The organism is Tenacibaculum sp. AWR4_210 (assembly GCF_056160945.1).
Map to the genome: position 1 here is coordinate 154,110 of NZ_JBSWYF010000006.1, position 17,917 is coordinate 172,026.

Consider the following 17,917-nt stretch of genomic DNA (forward strand, 5'->3'; position numbering starts at 1 on the left):
TTTAAAGGACGGCATATGAAGAATTCTAAGCATTCAACTACAGATATATCAAGAAAAGAAGCGCTAAAAAAGATAGGAGATTACGGTAAATACACAGCATTAACTGCTTTTGGAACCTACCTGTTACTCCATCCAAAAAAAGCGCAAGCACAAAGCCCTGAAGACCCCGGGGATGGATTTTAAAAAAAGAGCGTACCTAGTGTACGCTTTTTTTATACCATTCAACGACTAAAACCAACCAAACACCTACACATCAACTAGTTACACCGAAAACCCCAGAACTTAACAGCTCTTGTATTCTATCTTTGTTAATGTAATTCAACGGTTGCCAAACTTTGGTACGAGTTTTGAATCAAAAAAAATTACCAACTTAAAAAAGACTTAGATATGATTACTGATTTAACCCTACAAAAACTAGCTTTCCAATACGCGGGATATGACAATTTAATAAGTGCAATCCACTACAACTTTACACACCCTACCAAAGGAAAATTTACGGCAACCATGCCTGACAAGTACTCAAAAGTAGAAATAGACTCAATGGACTTCAGCGTAAATCTCGTATTTGAAAACTTACACGAACTTAAAGAATGGATACAATTATAAGCACCCAAATAGCAAAAAAAAAGGTGACCTTACATATGTAAAGTCACCTCTTTTTTTTTAAAATCTCCTTGGTTACAACTTCCTCCTATTGTCATCAGATTGTGTATCGATGAGCTTATTGTAAGGATCTACACCAACCTCAATTGGTTTTTCATCAACAACAATTTGAAGAGTATTATGTATTTTAGTTATTTTATGTTTCTTCAAATACAAGGCCACTTCTTGCTTTTTCCCGTCTACCTCTTTTTCTCCAAAAATTCCAATATCTATATAATCGTTCAATGGAACCGATAAAATTGGTTTTTTCATACTTTCCGATTGATAGCGCAGCGTATCACCCTGTTGTTCTCCGTACACAATTTTCCCTAAATCACTGTTGCGATATTTACTGACATTAAACGTTATATCGACTTGATATTTGCCATTTTCTAATTTCTTAGATGTAACGTCAGTAACTCTATTACGATACAAAGTAATGGTCTCGAACATATCTTTGATCGTGTATTGCAAACTATCGGGAACTACCTTCTTAATATAATCTACCATTTCTATAGAAGTTGTATATGGTGCTTCTTGGAACTTCACCTTCTCAACATAAGCTTTCAAAGCGTTGTTTAAAACGTCCTCACCAATATAATCACTCAATGCATAAAACACTAAAGATCCTTTTTGATAACGTATGTATCCCTGTCCATCGTTAAACATCAATGGTTTTTCTCTTTTGCGCTCAAAAGTTCGTTGCTGTAAATACCCGTCTAATGACTTCTTCAAAAACTTTCGCATTTTCTTTTTACCATAAGTGTGCTCTAGCACCTTCAATGAAACGTATTCAGACAAACTTTCAGACAACATGGTCGCTCCTAAAACATCGGCTCCAATTACCTGATGTGCCCACCACTGGTGCGCCAACTCATGCACTGTAATTGCAAACGGATAATCGACTCCTCCCTCATCAGAATCATCTACATCCGCTATGAATCCAACTTGTTCAGAATACGGTATGGTATTCGGAAATGATTGGGCAAAACTCCCTCCAGTTCTCGGAAACTCTACAATGCGTACTTGTCGATGTTGGTACGGGCTAAAATATTTAGTATTGTACGCCAGCGAAGCTTTTATTCCCTTAAACATTCTGTCTAAGTTATACTCATGTCCCTTTTGATAATAAATTTCTAAGGCAACATCGTTCCAAGTATCTTTTGCAATTTCGTACTTGGCTGAATTAAAGGCATAAAAATTTAAAATTTTACTATCCATTTTATAATGGAAATACTTTCTACCATTTTCTTCCCATTCTTTTTGAAGGTACCCTGGTGCGATGGCTATTTGATCGGCGGACGTGGATACGACAGCTTCAAAATCAATCCAATCTGCATCCTTCGAAATATAAGTATCTCCCAGCGCGGTAGAATCTGATGGGTGGGGACGTAAATCGTTTTTAGGCAAACCAAACTTCTTACGAGTTTTATCGTCTGTCAACTCGCCGTTAGCACTGTAACCAAACGATGGAAACAACTGAAAATTATTCACAAAAGTACCATTAAATCGCACAGGTGAATTGTTTCTCAATATCGTATTAGGCTTATTTTTAACTGTAAAATTCAACGTCAAAGAGTCACCTGGTTTTAGACCGGATTGCAATTGATAGATATCAAAGTTATGCACCGAATCTTTTGACACTAAAGCGACCTCCTTATCAAAATGAAAGGTACTTGGATATGAATTGTAGTTTAAAAACAAACTATCGATAACCTCATCACTTTTATTGACCATGGTGTAGGTACCTTCTGCAGTGAAATCGCGTTGTTTTGGGAATAGGTTTAACTTCACCGATACTGCTTGGATACGTGGTTGCTTTCTACCTTCGTACTTTTTATACTTCTTCTCAGACGCTACTCGTAGCTCCTCGTATTCTTTTGAAGAATAGCGTTTGTTCAGGATATTATTCTCGTAATAAATACGAGTTCCTAGTCCTAAAAACAATAGGACAAATCCAATCATCGCAATGGCCCAACCTCCTTTAAATCGCTTGATAGCCAAACGCAAGCGTTCTCCAAAAGAAAAGGTTATGCCTCTCATCCAAAGTAACTTTGCACTAATAAGTAGTACGATTCCTCCGAGACCCCAATACAATTTATATATAAAGTACTTTGAGAGTGACGCTCCATAACCATTCATATCAGAATACTGATAATCAGGGCTTTGATTGTATTTGAAAATAATTTGTTCAATACCTACCAAGGATAAAAATCGCAATCCAATCATAATGACTAAGAGTACAAATAAGCCTAGGTACTGATTCTTGATTAACGTTTGTATCAGCATGGCCAACAGGGCCCAAATAATAAAATGTATTGGCATCAACACATATACTTCGTAGAAGTAATGTCCTAATTCATAATTGTAATATCCTTTATACGTTTGGAATAACACCCCACCTACGATAATAATTGTCAGTAGTAATAACTGCATTTTTACCAAGGCCAAAAACTTTGAAAGTAGCAAGGTCCAATCTTTTACTGGAGTTACATCAACGAGGTGATTCATTTTTGCGATTTCCCCTCTTCTGATCAACATTCCGGCATATAAAAAAGTCAATAAATTTATAAAGAACGTAAAAGCCGATCCTGGTAACAATAGCATTTGCCAGGTTGTTGGGTAGGTTTTAGTTCCGAAAAGTTCCCCAGCACTAAGGGCAAACAACAATAACGAAATAAGTCCCACAAGAAGAATTGCAATAAATGGCCAACTCTTTAAAATGTATTTCAAATCAATTTTAGCTAGTTTCCACGTAATCTTTAACGCATTCCCAAATGAAAAATCATAGGATACCTTCGGAAGTGTAATTCTCGTAATATTACCAAAATTATGTTTTATGATACGTTTTCCTTCTTTGTTTCCGAAACGGAAACTAAAAGCATTCTGACTGAATGAAAATAGCTTATATATCAAGACTAAGAACGCACTTGCAATTCCCAACCAAAGTAATCTGTTATAAATTACCACGCCTTTTACTGGAGGCATTAGCTCATTCTGCTCTGCCAAAGTCCAATAACGCGTGTAATAGTTGGCTGCCCCACCTCCAAATGGATCAAACAAGGCGGTCCAAAAACGATTGTCCGGATTGCTTAAAAAACTCTCAGCAACCGATTGAATAAATATTAACAAAACGATGGTTATAAATCCAGCAGCAATATTTCTGGTAAAGGTCACGACTCCGAAAACGATGGCACCGAACAACAATACATTGGGTATAATATACACGAAATACGCATGCGCATAGGCCTGCCACTGAAAAGCTCCGACTAACTCTGGGTTAGTCCCCGGCAATCTAAACCCTAAAAACATTCCTATTCCGGTGAGCAGGACAATTCCTAATACCACGAGCATGGAACTGATTAATTTTGCCGATAAATAATTGAGTTTTGTAAAAGGATACGAATAAAAAATGGAATGCATATTACTCTTGTAATCCCTGTAAACACTCAGTCCTATTATGGATGGGAACAAGAAAAACAAAAAGATAGCCAGTGTATTAAACATACCGGTGATGGCTATGGGAGAATTCGCTAATTTTGAACTTCCCGTACTCACTGAAAAGCTATCAAATATACCTGCGGTACTGGCTGCTATAAAAAGCCCAAAAAGAAAAAAGATGCTTGCAAAAACGTAGGTTGCAGGTTTTCGCAACCAATATTTTAACTCAAATTTTAAAATAGTACTAAACATAAGTGATTTTTTAGAAGGATGAATTAAATAGTGATAGGCTCTTCAGATTTCAACACTCTGAAATACACATCATCTAATTGTGCTTCGGCTCTGGTAAAACTCGCATCTGGTTCCGAATCGCTATATACACGTATGTTTAATGAATTATCTGGATTATAATTTGAAGAAAGTACATCAAATGTCGCCTGATGGCTTTCCAGTGCTTCCCTTTCAATCTGCTTGGTCCATACTTTTCCTCGTAGGGCCTCTCGAGCTTTTTCAGGGGTCGTATGCTGTAAAATTCGCCCTCCGTTTAAGATGGCCATTTCATTACACAGTTCTTTTACATCTTCTACGATATGAGTAGAAAAAATAACCGTTGCGTTGGTTCCGACTTCGCGTAAAACGTTCAAAAAACGATGACGTTCCGCCGGATCTAATCCCGCCGTCGGTTCATCGACAATTATTAACTTTGGATTATTTAGTAAGAGCTGTGCAATTCCAAAACGTTGTTTCATTCCTCCTGAATAGCCTGCGACATATTTCTTTCTCACCTCATAGAGGTTGGTAATTTCCAGAACTTCTTTCACTATTGCTGCGCGTTCTGAAGCCTTGCTAATCCCTTTTAAGGTTGCAAAATAATCTAGTAAATCTTCAGCAGACATTTTGGGATAAACACCAAATGATTGCGGTAAATACCCAAGAACTTTACGGAACTCTATTTGATTTTCAAGGATGTTAATTCCGTCAAATGATATGCTTCCTGTGTCAGGAGACTGAAGGGTTGCAATGGTTCTCATTAAAGATGATTTTCCTGCCCCATTAGGCCCTAAAAGTCCAAACATACCGGTCCCTATCTCTAAACTGAGGTTATCAATAGCTTTTACACCATTTTTATAGGTTTTGGTTAAGTTCTTAATTACTAATCTCATAATTGTTTGATTTTACTAGTTTTATGATTAGAAGACCATCTATGCGATTTGTTACAATTTTTTCAATATTTATTCCACTTATACCATCATAACAAGCATTCAAACAATTGGTTTTGCTCTCAAGGTCCTCTTTTTCTACTTTTATTACACATTTTGCTTGTGGGTTGCCAACACTCCAAGAGCTAAATTTCAGACTTAACAACATGGTTCATTGAAAAATTGGGTAGGGATGTCTTTGATAGTATATTCCATTGCAGGTTACTTGTAGACTAACTTTTCGCAATAGTGATCATATCAAAAACATCGTCTTTTAAAAGGGTTATTACCGTGATGCTCTTGTTAAACGATGTAGTTTAATGTAGGTTTTGCGTGTTTCAATTGGGTAAAAGCTAGCTTTTACTTTGCGATACTTAGCATAGGTACGTCCTTGTCTTTTTGAAAAATTAGTAGGAATTGGATTCGTTAACAACGAGAACTTCATCTGCAACAGTTTAAAAAAATTCATTACTACCTAAATGATTGAAGGATACTGGGAACATTGGGATGATTTCCTTGGTATCACAAAACTGCAGAACAACATCTAGCGCCAACTAATCTATGGTATATCTATAGGGGGTATATACAGATTATTTGAGGAATCAAGAGCAATTGCGTGTGTTGATTTGTCTGCTTCCTTTTTGGACGCCTTTCCTTTGAGGAATTCTATCCATTGAGAAAATTTCTTTAAAGAATATTCTCTATAGATGCTTTATTTTTCTGAAACTTCTGTTGGACTTTTGTTTCTTTTAGTAATGCGTCATAAAGAGAGCGATACTATTTTTCTATATTTCATAAGGTAGGCGATAGTGTTCGAGAGTTAGTGAATGGAGGTTGGCTACTCCTTTTCAAAATTATTGATTTATTTAACACAGAAAGAGGAGTTTGATTGCTCAAAACTCCTCTTTCATCCCCTTATATAAAAAACACATTATTTGTTTCGGCTCCCCGGAGGGTACTTTGCCATTATTTCTTTAACAAATTCTTTGATTCTTCGCTCCTTGCGTCGAACATCAGTCATACGTAACGCTCCAGTTCCAACACCTTGCCAAACAAGCTCTTTCTTCTTTGCATCCAGCAAATCAATAAACAAAGTTCCTTCTGTATATTGCGAGACATTCATTTGATTCGGTCCGTAGTACCAAGGGTACCAAAATCCTCCAAAACGGTTGTCATTGACATTGATACGTTCTCTAGATTTGGTAAATAAACTCACCAAAACATCTGGGTTACTCGATTTACGCATTCCTTTGGCTAGCAGTTCAGATTCAACGGCCCTCATGATTCTTTTTTTGTCCAAATCTGAAATTGGTGCTTTGTCAATTCCTGTTTTGTAAAAGGCAAAGGTTCTATACTTTGCAAAATCTACCTGAGTGTCGTAATCCGTCGTTACTCGCACACTGCTACATGAAACCATTAATAACATCCAAACCGGTATTAAAAACAATTTTGATACTCTCATCATATTCTTAAAATTTTAAGTGCTAACCCATCGCAAATTGCAATATGTCAGACAACTAGATTATACTTTCAATGCCCCACTAAGAAATCTTTTCTTAATGATTGATTTCACGTTTTTCATTCCCGATTTTATTTAAAAAACCGTTATTCTTAAAACATCAATAAACGTGCCAAAAAACAAAAGATATAGCCATAAAAAAAAGGCACCTAATATCGAAATACTAAGTGCCTTTTTTTCAGCTATTTATTTCTTTAGCGCACTACCATCTGCCTTGTTACTACCTGTGTTCCCACAGTAATCTTCATAAGATAATGACCTTTAGATAGCCCTGTTACCTCGAAACTAATGTTGTATATTCCGGCTTCGTGATGTTTATCCAATACTAATGATTTAACCTTTTTACCTTGTAAGTCGTACAATGCCGCACTCATATCGGTTGGCTTTTGGATTATGTAATGTAAGTTCCCCTCCCATTCCATTGGATTTGGATACAAGCCTAAAAACACAAAATTCTGCGATAGCGCTTCTTTTATTTGTGTAACCTCCACCGGTGCTGCTCCGTAATTAGATGCACTCGTAGCTCTGGCAGGGGTGCTGGCCTGACGGATTCCACAACGTCCTTTATTTACATAGAATCCTTTATGGAAATACTGTCCAGAATTAGGGCGTTTAATATCATTTATATAGTACCAATCTGCCTGTACACGTTGTTCCCTTACGTCTAACACATAATATCCATGAGGATCTAAATCGACTTCTTTCATATGACGATTCAACGATTTGGTATACCACTCCGCAATTTTCGCTGCCCAGCTACCAACGACATCTACATTTTGTGAAGTAACACTCGGTACAACAAATTCCGAAGCAACACATTTTCCGTTATGCTCTATATTTCCTGCAAATGTACTGTGAATATCCCCGGTCAAGACCACTACATTATCAATGTTATTGTTTAAAACAAACTCGTGGATTTTCGCTCTTTCTTCTTTATATCCATCCCAAGCATCCTTGGTAGGGACTCCTCTGTAATACATCATCATTACCTGATTTCCCAATAATTTCCAGGTAGCTTTTGACTGAGACAATTTATTCAAAAGCCAATCGAATTGTGGCTTACCGAGAATTGAAGTATAGGTACCTTTATTATTTACTCGCTTGGCTAAAAAGTTTGTTTTCACTGATTTTTGCAATAGTGCTTCTAATTTTTGAGTGTCGATATCACTGGCTGGCCTGCGCACCCCCTCGTTCTTAAAATTAAAGGCTACCTCTGTAAAACTAGTTAGTAAAAACTCTTCCTCTTCCTTAGACAGCATCGATTTTTCTATAAAATAAGGCATTACAAACTCCAAGGCTGTTTTGATTTCAGCTTTCGTATTTAAGGGATGTGTTTCTATATAGGCTTTTACCTTTGCCTTTAGGTCTTTTTCAGAAATAGACTGAAAACGTTCTCCTGAGGCAACACTCTCTCCACGGCCCTCTATACGCGTATCTAACATTAATAAATCAGCTAAATTCCCATATGAAAAATCTCTGTACAATCGGTACTCTTCAATAGAATTGGCACGTACAGGCAACCATTCAAAGTAGGCCTTGTGAGCATTTCTCTTACGAGCTTCCCAACTCCCCTCCTTAGAAGGTGAGTGATTTTCCGCTCCGTACTTGTTTGCATCGTTCGCAAATTCGTGATCATCCCAAACAAGAATAAAAGGATGCTGTTGATGCAAGTTACGCAACATAGGATCTAAACGATAATAAGAATAGCGAATTCGATAATCGTTTAGCGTAACAATTTCATTGGCTGGCACATGCCCTCTTCCCAAACTCTTACTGTAGCCATATCCACCACTCTCATATTCATAAATATAATCTCCTAGGTGAATCACGGCATCGATATCGGTTCTTTTAGCCAGTTCATTATAGGCGTTAAAATACCCATTTTGATAGTTTGAACAAGATACAACTCCAAAACGTACGTTCGACACATTTCCAGCAGGCGCAGTCCTGGTCTTTCCGATTATTGATTTTCTTCCCAAGGCTTCAAACTGATAGTAATAAGTTTGGTTAGCGGCTAAATTACGAACATCAATTTTAACAGTATAATCCGCTTCTTCATTCGTAATCGTTGTTCCACTACTTATCACCTGACTCATATTAGGCTGTAAAGAGACCGACCATTTTACTGGAACAGCTTTCTGATTTGCCGTAACTCTCGTCCAAATAATAACGGCATCTTGCAAGGGATCTCCTGAGGCTACACCGTGATAAAATGGCGCCAGAGAAGCATCGAAGTAGTTTTCTATGCTCCGTGCCTGTCCACGACCTATTTTTGTAATTACTGTACGCTCCTGAGCACTAGTCACGTTCGCTAAAAGGCATAGCAATACACAACATAGTACATGTTGAAAAAATTTTGACATGATAAAAAGGGTTATTTAGTTATTTTTTTAGTGATTATTTTTCCAGATTTTTCTTCTTTGATAAAGAGGATATACGCCCCGCTTGCCAGTGTCTGTGTAGGAATCTTTACAACTCCAGCATGACTCTCTGCATAGCCCTGCCACTGCACTGCTCCCAACACATTAAAAAGCTGCAGGTAAAAACGAGTATTTAAGGACGACTGTAAACGCACTTGTAACTCTTCTTTAAATGGGTTTGGATATACTAAGGCATCCCATGAATTATTTTCAAGTTCAACCTGTAACTTTGCTTTCAAGCTGCGTTCTGTTGATCCTATTTTATAGGTTACCACTAACTGTGCTGCCTTTGAAGGATCTTTGTCATAGCTAAAGGCTTTTCTTCGATTTCTAGAATTATCGGCATCCCAAAGCACAAAACTCATACTGTTACCATACTTCCAATCCTTTTTGTTTACCAGTGCCTGCAACAAAGCGCTAAGTTCCGGCGTTCTTGTAGCAGCACTAAGTGCTCCTTTAGACCAACCGCTGGGGCGCCAAGAGACTGTTTTAGGCAGCCTTGGTCGGCCAGATACCGCATATGGGGCACTAAATTCCGTCGCATTTGACACATCGTGTGCCGCAATTTTTAAATGCACACCATTGCTTTGTGAATCTTCGGCCACAAATTGAATGTGAGCATGCGTGATAACTGCTCCTTTGGGCAATGCTACATTTTGAAAACGCAATCCGATGTATTGATTAGTACCGAAAAAAGTCCATCCGTAATCGAATCCCATTTCCAAATCTGAACTGTTATAATACAACTTACCACGGGCATCGATCCCTTCCTCTACATCGTCTTTACTCGTTGCTATTTGGCTACGTACCGTTCGGACAAAACTTCCTGCATTTACAAATACTTCCTTACGGTCGTAGGCTGAATAATCACTATTGTAGGCAGTAGCCTCAATTTTATGTCGCCCATTGCTCAGCTGGTAACTAGTTTCAAAAGGTTCAGAAGTATCCACTCCGATGGCTTGTCCGTCAACCTTAAATTCGACGGCGGCAATCCCAATACCCGGATTTTTTACGGCAACTTGAATCTCAGTCGGACTCGTAGCACTCACAGCCTGCTCATTAACGAGATTTTTAAAGGCTATTTCTGGGCGCTGTGCAGCGTATTTCTCATTGTGAATAACCACCTTTTCTCCATTTTGGGGTTTCCATAAGCTAAGATCAGCTGGCAATTCAAATGGATTCTGATTAGAAACTGCCTTCATTGCTGACGGATCTTTGACTATCACTGTACGCACTTCTATTTTAAATTGATCAACGAATACTAACTTAAACTGATTGAAAGAGCCAGTATCTCTGGTCCACGGCTTAGGATCATCACTGGTACGCAAAGGCGCTCCCCAACATCCTTCTCCTACATAAACCGTTCCTCTCTTATCATCGCGTTCAAAACCTTCCTTACAATTACTGTTTCCTGCGCAAGGCTTGATAGGCCAAGTCGATTTCACACTGTGAGAATCACTTTCGCAAACTAAGCGTACTCCGTAATTATAAAACAATGACGACCAATTGGTATACTCGTCATTACCTTCTGACTTTGAAGCTACATGAGGACGCATTGGCTTGTGGTATTGCGCCATTTTCCAATCAATTGCTGGATGTGCTTTTAAATCTTGTTCTAACCAATTTCGTTGATTTCCACCTGCGGTAATTTCAGAATTTAACGTATAGCTACGAATCAGTTGATCGCCAAAAGTAAGGGCGTAATAAACAGCTGTAGAAGGGGTATTAAACAAATTGTAAATTACCTTGTTCGATTGCTCGTGATTCCCTCTCGCAGGAACTATAGGAAACATACGGCCGTCCTCAGCAATGGTTAATTGCCAATCACTAAACCAATTTCTCCACTCGAATAGCGTATCTAAATTTGTCATATCGCCACCAAAAAATACGGCATGAGGCTTTAACTTTGCTACCATTCGATTAGCGAATTGTCGGACATCTCTGTTATTTCGAGAATCACCTCCTGCGATAAAAGACAAGCGTTCTTTGGTATTCGGTGCTGTTTTAAACCAAAATCTACGGCTCACGTCTTTCGAATCGCGAATCACAAAATAATACGCCGTATTGGGTTGCAAATTGCTGAGCTTTACGAAGTGATTACTCATAAACTTGTAATACACTTTACGGGTTACGGTTTGCTGGTTGGGATACTGCTCCCAGGCCTTTCCAAAATCGGTGGTTCCATAATAGACAACAGGGTCGTCTCCTGAAGTTTGATTCCAACCGATCATTACGGTGGTTGCGGGGTCATCGGTAAGAATAAGACGATAGCGATCATTGCCTGCCATCGCCTTGAAGCCTACCAGTACTAATGAAATTAAAAGTAGTCTTTGAAGGGTCATGGTGTTAAAAATTTTGCCGAAACTAGCGTTTTTAACAACGTGATATTATGCACGCATAACACTTAACTAAATGTTAAAAAAATTAACATTTATCTTTTTTTTTATTAAAAAAAAGCTAACTAATAATTAACAAATCTGAACAAAAAAAGCTGTACGGAATGGGGATTATACCTAGATAACAAGGGGATTGTAGTTATTTTTGACTATTTTTGGACTGTGATACTCATCCTCAAATACATCATACCGAAAGGTTTTGTCGGCTTGGCATTTTTTCCATTTATCGTTTTGAAACGAAAGGAATTAAAAACAGATGTCGTGCTTATCAATCACGAGAAAATTCATCTCAGGCAACAATTAGAGCTCTTACTCGTACTGTTTTATTTACTCTATATCGCTGAATGGATGGTAAAAGTATGCTGGTATCGCAGTACTTCACTAGCTTATAAGAACTTAAGTTTCGAGCGAGAGGCCTATGCCCATGAACACGACCTCTACTACCTCGAAACCAGAAAACCATGGGCTTTTATAGCTTACTTGTAAGCTTTTCCTGAGGTTTTAAAATCATTTGAAAATTAAAGAGTGTTTTCCGAACGATACACTTAGTCAACACCCCGGCTTCGTTATAAAAATAACTGTCTTTGTGCCTGCTTTTTGGGTTGATTAAATCAAACTGAAATTCCGACACTTTCTTCATAGTTTTATAATAGCCTCCCACTTCTTCAAAGATTTTTTCACCGTCTTTCGGTTTTCTGTAGGTCAACAATATGGTACTCATGGTCACCGGCGTGCTGTGCGTTGTTTTCTCGCCATCAGTCACAATTTGATAGCCTCCGTTATTAAGAGGAGTTACCTCCGACAACTCGCGTACCTTTCCGTTCTTTCTGACCTCGTAGAAACTCGTCATTAACGTATCGTTTTTATACACTGTTTTCATGGTGGTCACAATGCGTTTCTTTCCGAAAAAGGACACTTCTGATTTGGAATCAGAAGTGTAAATAACCCCTTCTAGCTTTCGCTCCTTTTTCGTAGTTACAGTTCCGATTTTCTTCCCGAAAACTATAACATCATACTGATAACTCTGTGCCTGTACATTGGCAGCGAGCATCAGCAGCCCCCATAAAAATATTTTGATAATTAATCTTTGCATACCTAAAATGATGTTTTAAATCCAACTCGTACTCCAAACTTCGGACTCACTGGTCCGTTTACATTGGTAAAGTCACTTCTCCAAATAAAATCGACTCGCAGTGGACGTAAATTTCCGTATCCTATGTTTTCTATTCCTACACCGTATTCGAAATAGGGCTTTTTGTCAGGAGCTACATAGCGAATTGTCGATCTGTTAATGCGTTTATTTTTCTCTGAGATTGTTCCGTAAACAGCTCTAAAAGTTAACAAGCTTCGAAGGCCTAACTGTTTCACCAAGGGTACTCTATTCATGAGTAGCCCATTAAAATGATGTTCAAAGTGAGTTTCGACAGAACTGTCGGCTACGAAATCGTAGTAATCTAACAACGCAAAAGTATTCGGTGTTAAAAAATACGTTTGATTAGACGGTACTGCAGTAATAACGGACAGCGGTGTTTTACCAAAGGTTTTGCTCGCAATCAAAGTGGCGTCTAACACGCCAAACTTACCGAAAGGAATAGGGTGATTATACAACAAAGCGAGCTTACTGTACTCTACATTCCCTCCAAGCACGCCGCGATAGGCTCTTTTGAAATTCAACAATACTTTTGGGTGTAACTTAGGTCCTATTACCCTATCGACACCAAAACCTTCTACCTGTCTACCCGGTTGGTAACTCAGGTAAATATCACTGTATACATCCGTTGTTCTGTGTTGTACTTGCCCTGTTCTCTCATTTAAAAACGCCAAAGAAAATCTCTTAGGATCTGCCGAAACTATGCGTTCTTTCGCCAATTTTACTCCGACATTAAAATTTTTAAATACTTCCACATCAAAGCGAAACATCGATTTACGAACACGTGATAAGAAAAAGTTTTGTCCTCGCACAAAAACTGCCTTCGGACCTTTATCGGGTTGTGGATTTAAATCACGTTCGTTAAACCGAGTGAACCCCATCTGTTCTATGTCGTTTAAATACGCTGCTCCGATAGTAATTCGGGGCTTTGTACTGAGCAAGTACCTCGCTTCCAAACCGTATTTAAACTTGTTGTCTTTAAAACCAAAAGCACCAAAACCTAAAAGACGAAAACGGTCATCGTTCGATTTAAACGTACGAAACCCTAATCGCAGTCGTACCCCTTCAATGTCATTTCTCGCCGTTGTCGTAAACAAATTCCCCAACTGCAACCCAGTAATGGGGGTAAAATATCCATCCGATAGGGTAAAAATGGTTCCTGTTGCTCTCTTTACTTTGGTACTTGTCTTAGCTTTAGCTACTAATTTCAAGGTTCCCTTTTCTTCCTCAACTAACTGATCATCCCAATAGGCAGCTTCTTTTTTAAATTGATTCTTACTCGACTGCACCAAAGGATTTTCATAGAAAGCGCGCGATTTTGCACGGTTGAACAAATACTTCGAGTAGCGTTCACGTTTTACTAAGTAAATACTCTTTTCAGTCTTGTTTTTCGTCAAAAAAGTAAACTCTCCTTTGTACTCATTTGACTTGGGTAAATAAATACTGTCATTTTTAAGCTCAAAGGTCTTATGGATGCTCAAATCTCTTACAAAATTTAAATTTACCTCCTTTAAGATTTCCATTTCAATGGCACTTAAGGCATAACTTTTCGCACTCACTTTAAAATGGCCTTTAAACACCAAATCACCATTTTGTCTCGGGAAAAAATGAATCGTATACTCTTTAGCACCTGCTACTTCTGTACTGTCAGACAATACGTAATCATAACTACCAAAACCAGAAGTCGCAATTGGGCTAACAAAAGTCTTGTCTAAAATAGGGATGCCGTCTTCGTATACATTAATTTCTTTAAATACATTGGTAGCTCTGGCAACGTATTTCCCCAACTGATGAATTCCCGTCTCGCGCAGTGCTTCAACATCAACTCGTTCCAAGTTCAGTTCGTTACTTCCGTATACATTTTCTACCTTTTCAATAAACTCAACGGGCATGTAGTAACTGTCATTATCGTAATTCTGTCGTAAATGCCCTTTGAGTTCTCCGTATTTTTTTCGCAATACTTTACGAACAAAAGCGCTATCCATATTTCCAAATCCCAACTCTCTCGAAGAGAATCGTTGAAATTGGTAGCTTTTAACAAGCGCTACACCGTTTTTCTTTTTGCGCTTCCATATTTCCTTTAAAATTCTATATGCCGGATTCTCTTTTTTCTTTAACCTCTTCTTGGGCTTCCTTACGATAACCACCTCATCTAAACTGGTCGCATTTTCTTTGAGTACAATCTCTAAGCGCTTACCTTTCAATTTAGCGTATGGAATAATCGTTTCTTCAAACCCCATTAAACTCAGGGAAACATCTGCTTTCCCTCCATTTTTTTTCAACTGAAATTCTCCCTGATCATTGGTTGTTGTACCGATAGTCGTACCTACAAATACCACATTAACAAATGGTATTGGCATTCCTTGTTCATCTACAACCACTCCACTAACCTTTACTTGACCTATTGCATTACTCACCAATAAGATCAAGAGTCCAAACAAAACTCCCCTCATAAACTCGTCCCTATTTTACTGACTTTAAGCTCGTTTTGTTAGCGTAAACTGGATTGGTTGAATGAATGCGTTCTCCGTCAAAGGGTCGGGTGACCAAATTTTTAAAGTCACTATTTTCCTCAGCATCCATATTGGTATCGATACCGTGCACTATGCTACTTTGTTCCATACTGGTATAGGTACCAAACAAGCGATCCCAAATTCCGAGTATGTCTCCGTAATTACTATCTGTATACGGTAACACATAGTGATGGTGAATGTGATGCGTGCTCGGTGTTACAAACACCCAAGAGACAATTCTATCAACTTTTGGATTCAATTTCACTTTAGAATGTGATGTTAAATTGATAAAGCTCTGAATAAACTGTTTGAGCAATAAAAATGAGGCAGGGACACCTAAAATAAACACTATTAAGGCCAAATAACTTACTCGAATTGCGGTTTCTCCTGGGTGTTCTCTGACTGTAGTAGAGATATCAACTTCCATATCACTGTGGTGAATTTGATGAAAACGCCAAAACCAAGGCACCCTGTGCATCATCACGTGATACCAGTAATCAAAAAAATCAATGGCGATAAACGCCGTAATAAAATACACTACTTTATTTTCGGTAATCGGAAGTAAATGCAGCAGTCCCCAACTTTGGTCGACCGTCCAATTTGCGACCATAAACACCACTGTTGACAGCAGCATTTGCACGGGCAGTACCAAACTGATAAACTTTGCATTTAACAAGGAATGCGAGGCCTTTGACTTGATATCTTGAGAGAAGATGACCAATTCTAAACTCCAAAAAAAGATAATGATGGAAGCAAAGACTATTAATTGTAAAATAAGAGGATTCTCTAATAAATATGACATATAACTTTGTTTTGATGACTATTACTTACGGTTTGGTTAGTATAAGTACAGTCATCCCCTGCACACCCCTTGTGAGGATGTGTATGGAGGATTACTAAAAAACTAAACGGTTAACTTGAAAAAGCCGTTGAATTAACTCTTTTTATAATGAAGTTGTAGTGCGCCTTCATCGGTTTGAATAGACAAAATCATTCCGGTTTTCGTAAATGAAATGACCTTAAATTCTGTACTATCGTTTCCAACAGTAACTACGATTTTACTAGTTGCACTGTCAATCGTAAAATCACCGTGTACTTCCTCACCGAGAAATCCTTTAAATTTATTGGGTTTACTGTATTCCTGATACGCTTCTGCTACCCCAAACACTTCTTGAGGTGTTCCTTTCTGTCCCATCATTTCAACGACATCAAGTTTCCATTTCCCAAAAATTTCTTTGGCGATATCTTGTCCTTGGGCAGAAAAATGTCCGACTCCCACCATCATTAAAATAACAATTGCTTTCTTCATCTCTATACTAATTTTCTATTTTAAACTAACCTAATACGCACTGTTCACAAACGGAGTACTACCGCTTGTGAATGGCACTCGACAAAGAAACGTCAAACTAGAAAAAAAATGCAGATTAAGGAGTCCCAGAACGCGTATTCGGACTATTTATCCGGTTTTTGTACTCACTTGGCGTGAGTCCTTCGAGCTCTTTAAAAACCTTGTAAAATGTTGATTTAGAAGAGAATCCAGCATCTCGAGCGAGTCCTAATATAGAATATTGTACTGCTTTATCAGAAGCGATGAGCCTTTTGAACTCCAACACTCTAAATTGATTGATAAACTGGTGAAAATTCTTTTTTGTACAGTTATTGATCAAGTTAGAAAGTTCGCGTTCACGAACTGTCAATTGTTCGGATAAGCTCTTGATGGTTAAATTTGGATTGGTATAAATTTTATGTTCTTCGATTAGCGTACACAAACATTCGAACTTGTTGTGTAATTCTGTATCCAGATTATCTTCTTCAACCTCCAACGAACAATTTTCCTCCACACACTTTTTTTCTACTTCGATAATTGGGGGGTCTACAGCGTTTGTATTCGGTGTATCCAATTCGTACTGCTGAAATCCTTTGACTCCTACCCAATACACGATGCTAAACGTTACCAAACTTTCTATAAAATCCATAATAGCATCCAGTGCTGAGTTTTCGTCAATAATCAGTTCGACGACAAACATAAATACGTGTAGGCTTATGACCATAAGCATCAAAACTCGTATCCAATGCAAGGTTCTATTGTCAATTGTTGAATAGAAACTCTGTAAGTCTTTGCGGTATTTTTTTATGTAGCGCATGCTCAACACCATCAAAGGAAAACTGATGAGCATGTAGAGCAACCCGTTAAAGACCTCCGCCAACTCAGGATCTTGAAATGGTATGATATTGACCAATACCCCTGGAGCATACAACCAGATCCAATACTTAATTTCGTTCTTATTACTGTGAGACACGATGTACAAAAACAAGGAGGGCACAATGAATAAAAAGGAATTAAACGAAAAAAACTTTTCCCCTATGAGCTCAACAACTTCTTCGTCTGCCAAAAACTCATTTAGAAGGCTGTAGGCCAAACTCCATATAAAAACTACTAAAAACACGTTTGCTTTATGCGCCTTTAGCCTGTGAGTCAAAAACAGAAACCCCAGCATGGCTGCGGAAAAAGCTGTGAGAAGATAAAATATCGCGGATATTTTTTCAAAGGTATACGTGTACATAGTCTTCTAGTTTGTGTGTATTAGTTGTTATTTAAACAAGAACGTTACAACACTTCCCTACTGTATACATTCT

The 17,917-nt window shown here is 38.1% G+C and carries 13 protein-coding genes; 3 read left to right on the top strand and 10 right to left on the bottom strand.

Features of this window, described 5'->3' with window-relative positions; genetic code table 11:
• The first annotated feature begins 15 nt into the window (after positions 1 to 15).
• Both ACXAG7_RS12585 and ACXAG7_RS12590 read left to right on the top strand, forming a co-directional pair.
• Entirely contained in the window at positions 16 to 183 is a 168-nt protein-coding gene (locus ACXAG7_RS12585) for a hypothetical protein (protein ID WP_476666995.1), read from the top strand.
• A 204-nt stretch (positions 184 to 387) separates the two neighbouring features.
• Positions 388 to 606 carry a hypothetical protein gene (locus ACXAG7_RS12590; RefSeq protein WP_408042987.1) on the top strand — a complete coding sequence of 73 codons (219 nt, stop codon included), beginning with the start codon at positions 388 to 390 and terminating at the stop codon, positions 604 to 606.
• 72 nt (positions 607 to 678) lie between these two features.
• On the opposite strand, the gene ACXAG7_RS12595 is transcribed toward ACXAG7_RS12590, so the two are convergent.
• From ACXAG7_RS12595 to ACXAG7_RS12615, 5 genes are all read right to left on the bottom strand, one after another.
• Positions 679 to 4,335, bottom strand: a complete 3,657-nt coding sequence (locus ACXAG7_RS12595; RefSeq protein WP_476666996.1) for an ABC transporter permease/M1 family aminopeptidase — start codon at positions 4,333 to 4,335, stop codon at positions 679 to 681.
• Between the two features lie 23 nt (positions 4,336 to 4,358).
• A complete protein-coding gene (locus ACXAG7_RS12600; protein WP_408042985.1) occupies positions 4,359 to 5,246 on the bottom strand; it encodes an ABC transporter ATP-binding protein in 888 nt (295 codons plus the stop codon).
• Positions 5,247 to 6,213: 967 nt separating this feature from the next.
• Positions 6,214 to 6,747, bottom strand: a complete 534-nt coding sequence (locus ACXAG7_RS12605; RefSeq protein WP_408042984.1) for a DUF4136 domain-containing protein — start codon at positions 6,745 to 6,747, stop codon at positions 6,214 to 6,216.
• Positions 6,748 to 6,995: 248 nt separating this feature from the next.
• Positions 6,996 to 9,164: an alkaline phosphatase D family protein gene (locus tag ACXAG7_RS12610; RefSeq protein WP_476666997.1), complete on the bottom strand. Its 2,169-nt coding sequence runs from the start codon at positions 9,162 to 9,164 to the stop codon at positions 6,996 to 6,998.
• A gap of 11 nt (positions 9,165 to 9,175) precedes the next feature.
• Positions 9,176 to 11,563, bottom strand: coding sequence for a fibronectin type III domain-containing protein (locus ACXAG7_RS12615; protein ID WP_476666998.1), 2,388 nt, complete (start codon positions 11,561 to 11,563; stop codon positions 9,176 to 9,178).
• A gap of 216 nt (positions 11,564 to 11,779) precedes the next feature.
• Between ACXAG7_RS12615 and ACXAG7_RS12620 the strand changes: the two genes are divergently transcribed.
• Positions 11,780 to 12,103, top strand: coding sequence for a hypothetical protein (locus ACXAG7_RS12620; protein ID WP_408042981.1), 324 nt, complete (start codon positions 11,780 to 11,782; stop codon positions 12,101 to 12,103).
• Here the strand turns inward: ACXAG7_RS12620 and ACXAG7_RS12625 are convergent.
• The 5 genes from ACXAG7_RS12625 to ACXAG7_RS12645 all read right to left on the bottom strand — a co-directional run bounded on the left by ACXAG7_RS12625 (position 12,087) and on the right by ACXAG7_RS12645 (position 17,844).
• Positions 12,087 to 12,710 (bottom strand): DUF6134 family protein, encoded by a 624-nt coding sequence (locus ACXAG7_RS12625; protein WP_476666999.1) that lies wholly within the window; start codon positions 12,708 to 12,710, stop codon positions 12,087 to 12,089. The two genes, ACXAG7_RS12620 and ACXAG7_RS12625, sit on opposite strands and share 17 nt — an antisense overlap.
• 2 nt (positions 12,711 to 12,712) lie before the next feature.
• Entirely contained in the window at positions 12,713 to 15,220 is a 2,508-nt protein-coding gene (locus tag ACXAG7_RS12630; RefSeq protein WP_476667000.1) for a DUF5686 and carboxypeptidase-like regulatory domain-containing protein, read from the bottom strand.
• Positions 15,221 to 15,230: 10 nt separating this feature from the next.
• The gene (locus tag ACXAG7_RS12635; RefSeq protein WP_476667001.1) at positions 15,231 to 16,082 is read right to left on the bottom strand and encodes a sterol desaturase family protein; all 852 of its coding nucleotides are present in this window, start codon (positions 16,080 to 16,082) and stop codon (positions 15,231 to 15,233) included.
• Positions 16,083 to 16,214: 132 nt separating this feature from the next.
• Positions 16,215 to 16,589, bottom strand: coding sequence for a hypothetical protein (locus ACXAG7_RS12640; protein ID WP_408042977.1), 375 nt, complete (start codon positions 16,587 to 16,589; stop codon positions 16,215 to 16,217).
• Positions 16,590 to 16,704: 115 nt separating this feature from the next.
• Positions 16,705 to 17,844, bottom strand: a complete 1,140-nt coding sequence (locus ACXAG7_RS12645; protein WP_476667002.1) for a helix-turn-helix domain-containing protein — start codon at positions 17,842 to 17,844, stop codon at positions 16,705 to 16,707.
• Positions 17,845 to 17,917 lie beyond the last annotated feature (73 nt).

Bases quoted from the DNA above. Each gene is read 5' to 3' on its own strand.
- ACXAG7_RS12585 (WP_476666995.1), top strand. From the start codon at position 16: ATGAAGAATTCTAAGCATTCAACTACAGATATATCAAGAAAAGAAGCG.
- ACXAG7_RS12590 (WP_408042987.1), top strand. From the start codon at position 388: ATGATTACTGATTTAACCCTACAAAAACTAGCTTTCCAATACGCGGGA.
- ACXAG7_RS12595 (WP_476666996.1), bottom strand. From the start codon at position 4,335: ATGTTTAGTACTATTTTAAAATTTGAGTTAAAATATTGGTTGCGAAAA.
- ACXAG7_RS12600 (WP_408042985.1), bottom strand. From the start codon at position 5,246: ATGAGATTAGTAATTAAGAACTTAACCAAAACCTATAAAAATGGTGTA.
- ACXAG7_RS12605 (WP_408042984.1), bottom strand. From the start codon at position 6,747: ATGATGAGAGTATCAAAATTGTTTTTAATACCGGTTTGGATGTTATTA.
- ACXAG7_RS12610 (WP_476666997.1), bottom strand. From the start codon at position 9,164: ATGTCAAAATTTTTTCAACATGTACTATGTTGTGTATTGCTATGCCTT.
- ACXAG7_RS12615 (WP_476666998.1), bottom strand. From the start codon at position 11,563: ATGACCCTTCAAAGACTACTTTTAATTTCATTAGTACTGGTAGGCTTC.
- ACXAG7_RS12625 (WP_476666999.1), bottom strand. From the start codon at position 12,710: ATGCAAAGATTAATTATCAAAATATTTTTATGGGGGCTGCTGATGCTC.
- ACXAG7_RS12630 (WP_476667000.1), bottom strand. From the start codon at position 15,220: ATGAGGGGAGTTTTGTTTGGACTCTTGATCTTATTGGTGAGTAATGCA.
- ACXAG7_RS12635 (WP_476667001.1), bottom strand. From the start codon at position 16,082: ATGTCATATTTATTAGAGAATCCTCTTATTTTACAATTAATAGTCTTT.
- ACXAG7_RS12640 (WP_408042977.1), bottom strand. From the start codon at position 16,589: ATGAAGAAAGCAATTGTTATTTTAATGATGGTGGGAGTCGGACATTTT.
- ACXAG7_RS12645 (WP_476667002.1), bottom strand. From the start codon at position 17,844: ATGTACACGTATACCTTTGAAAAAATATCCGCGATATTTTATCTTCTC.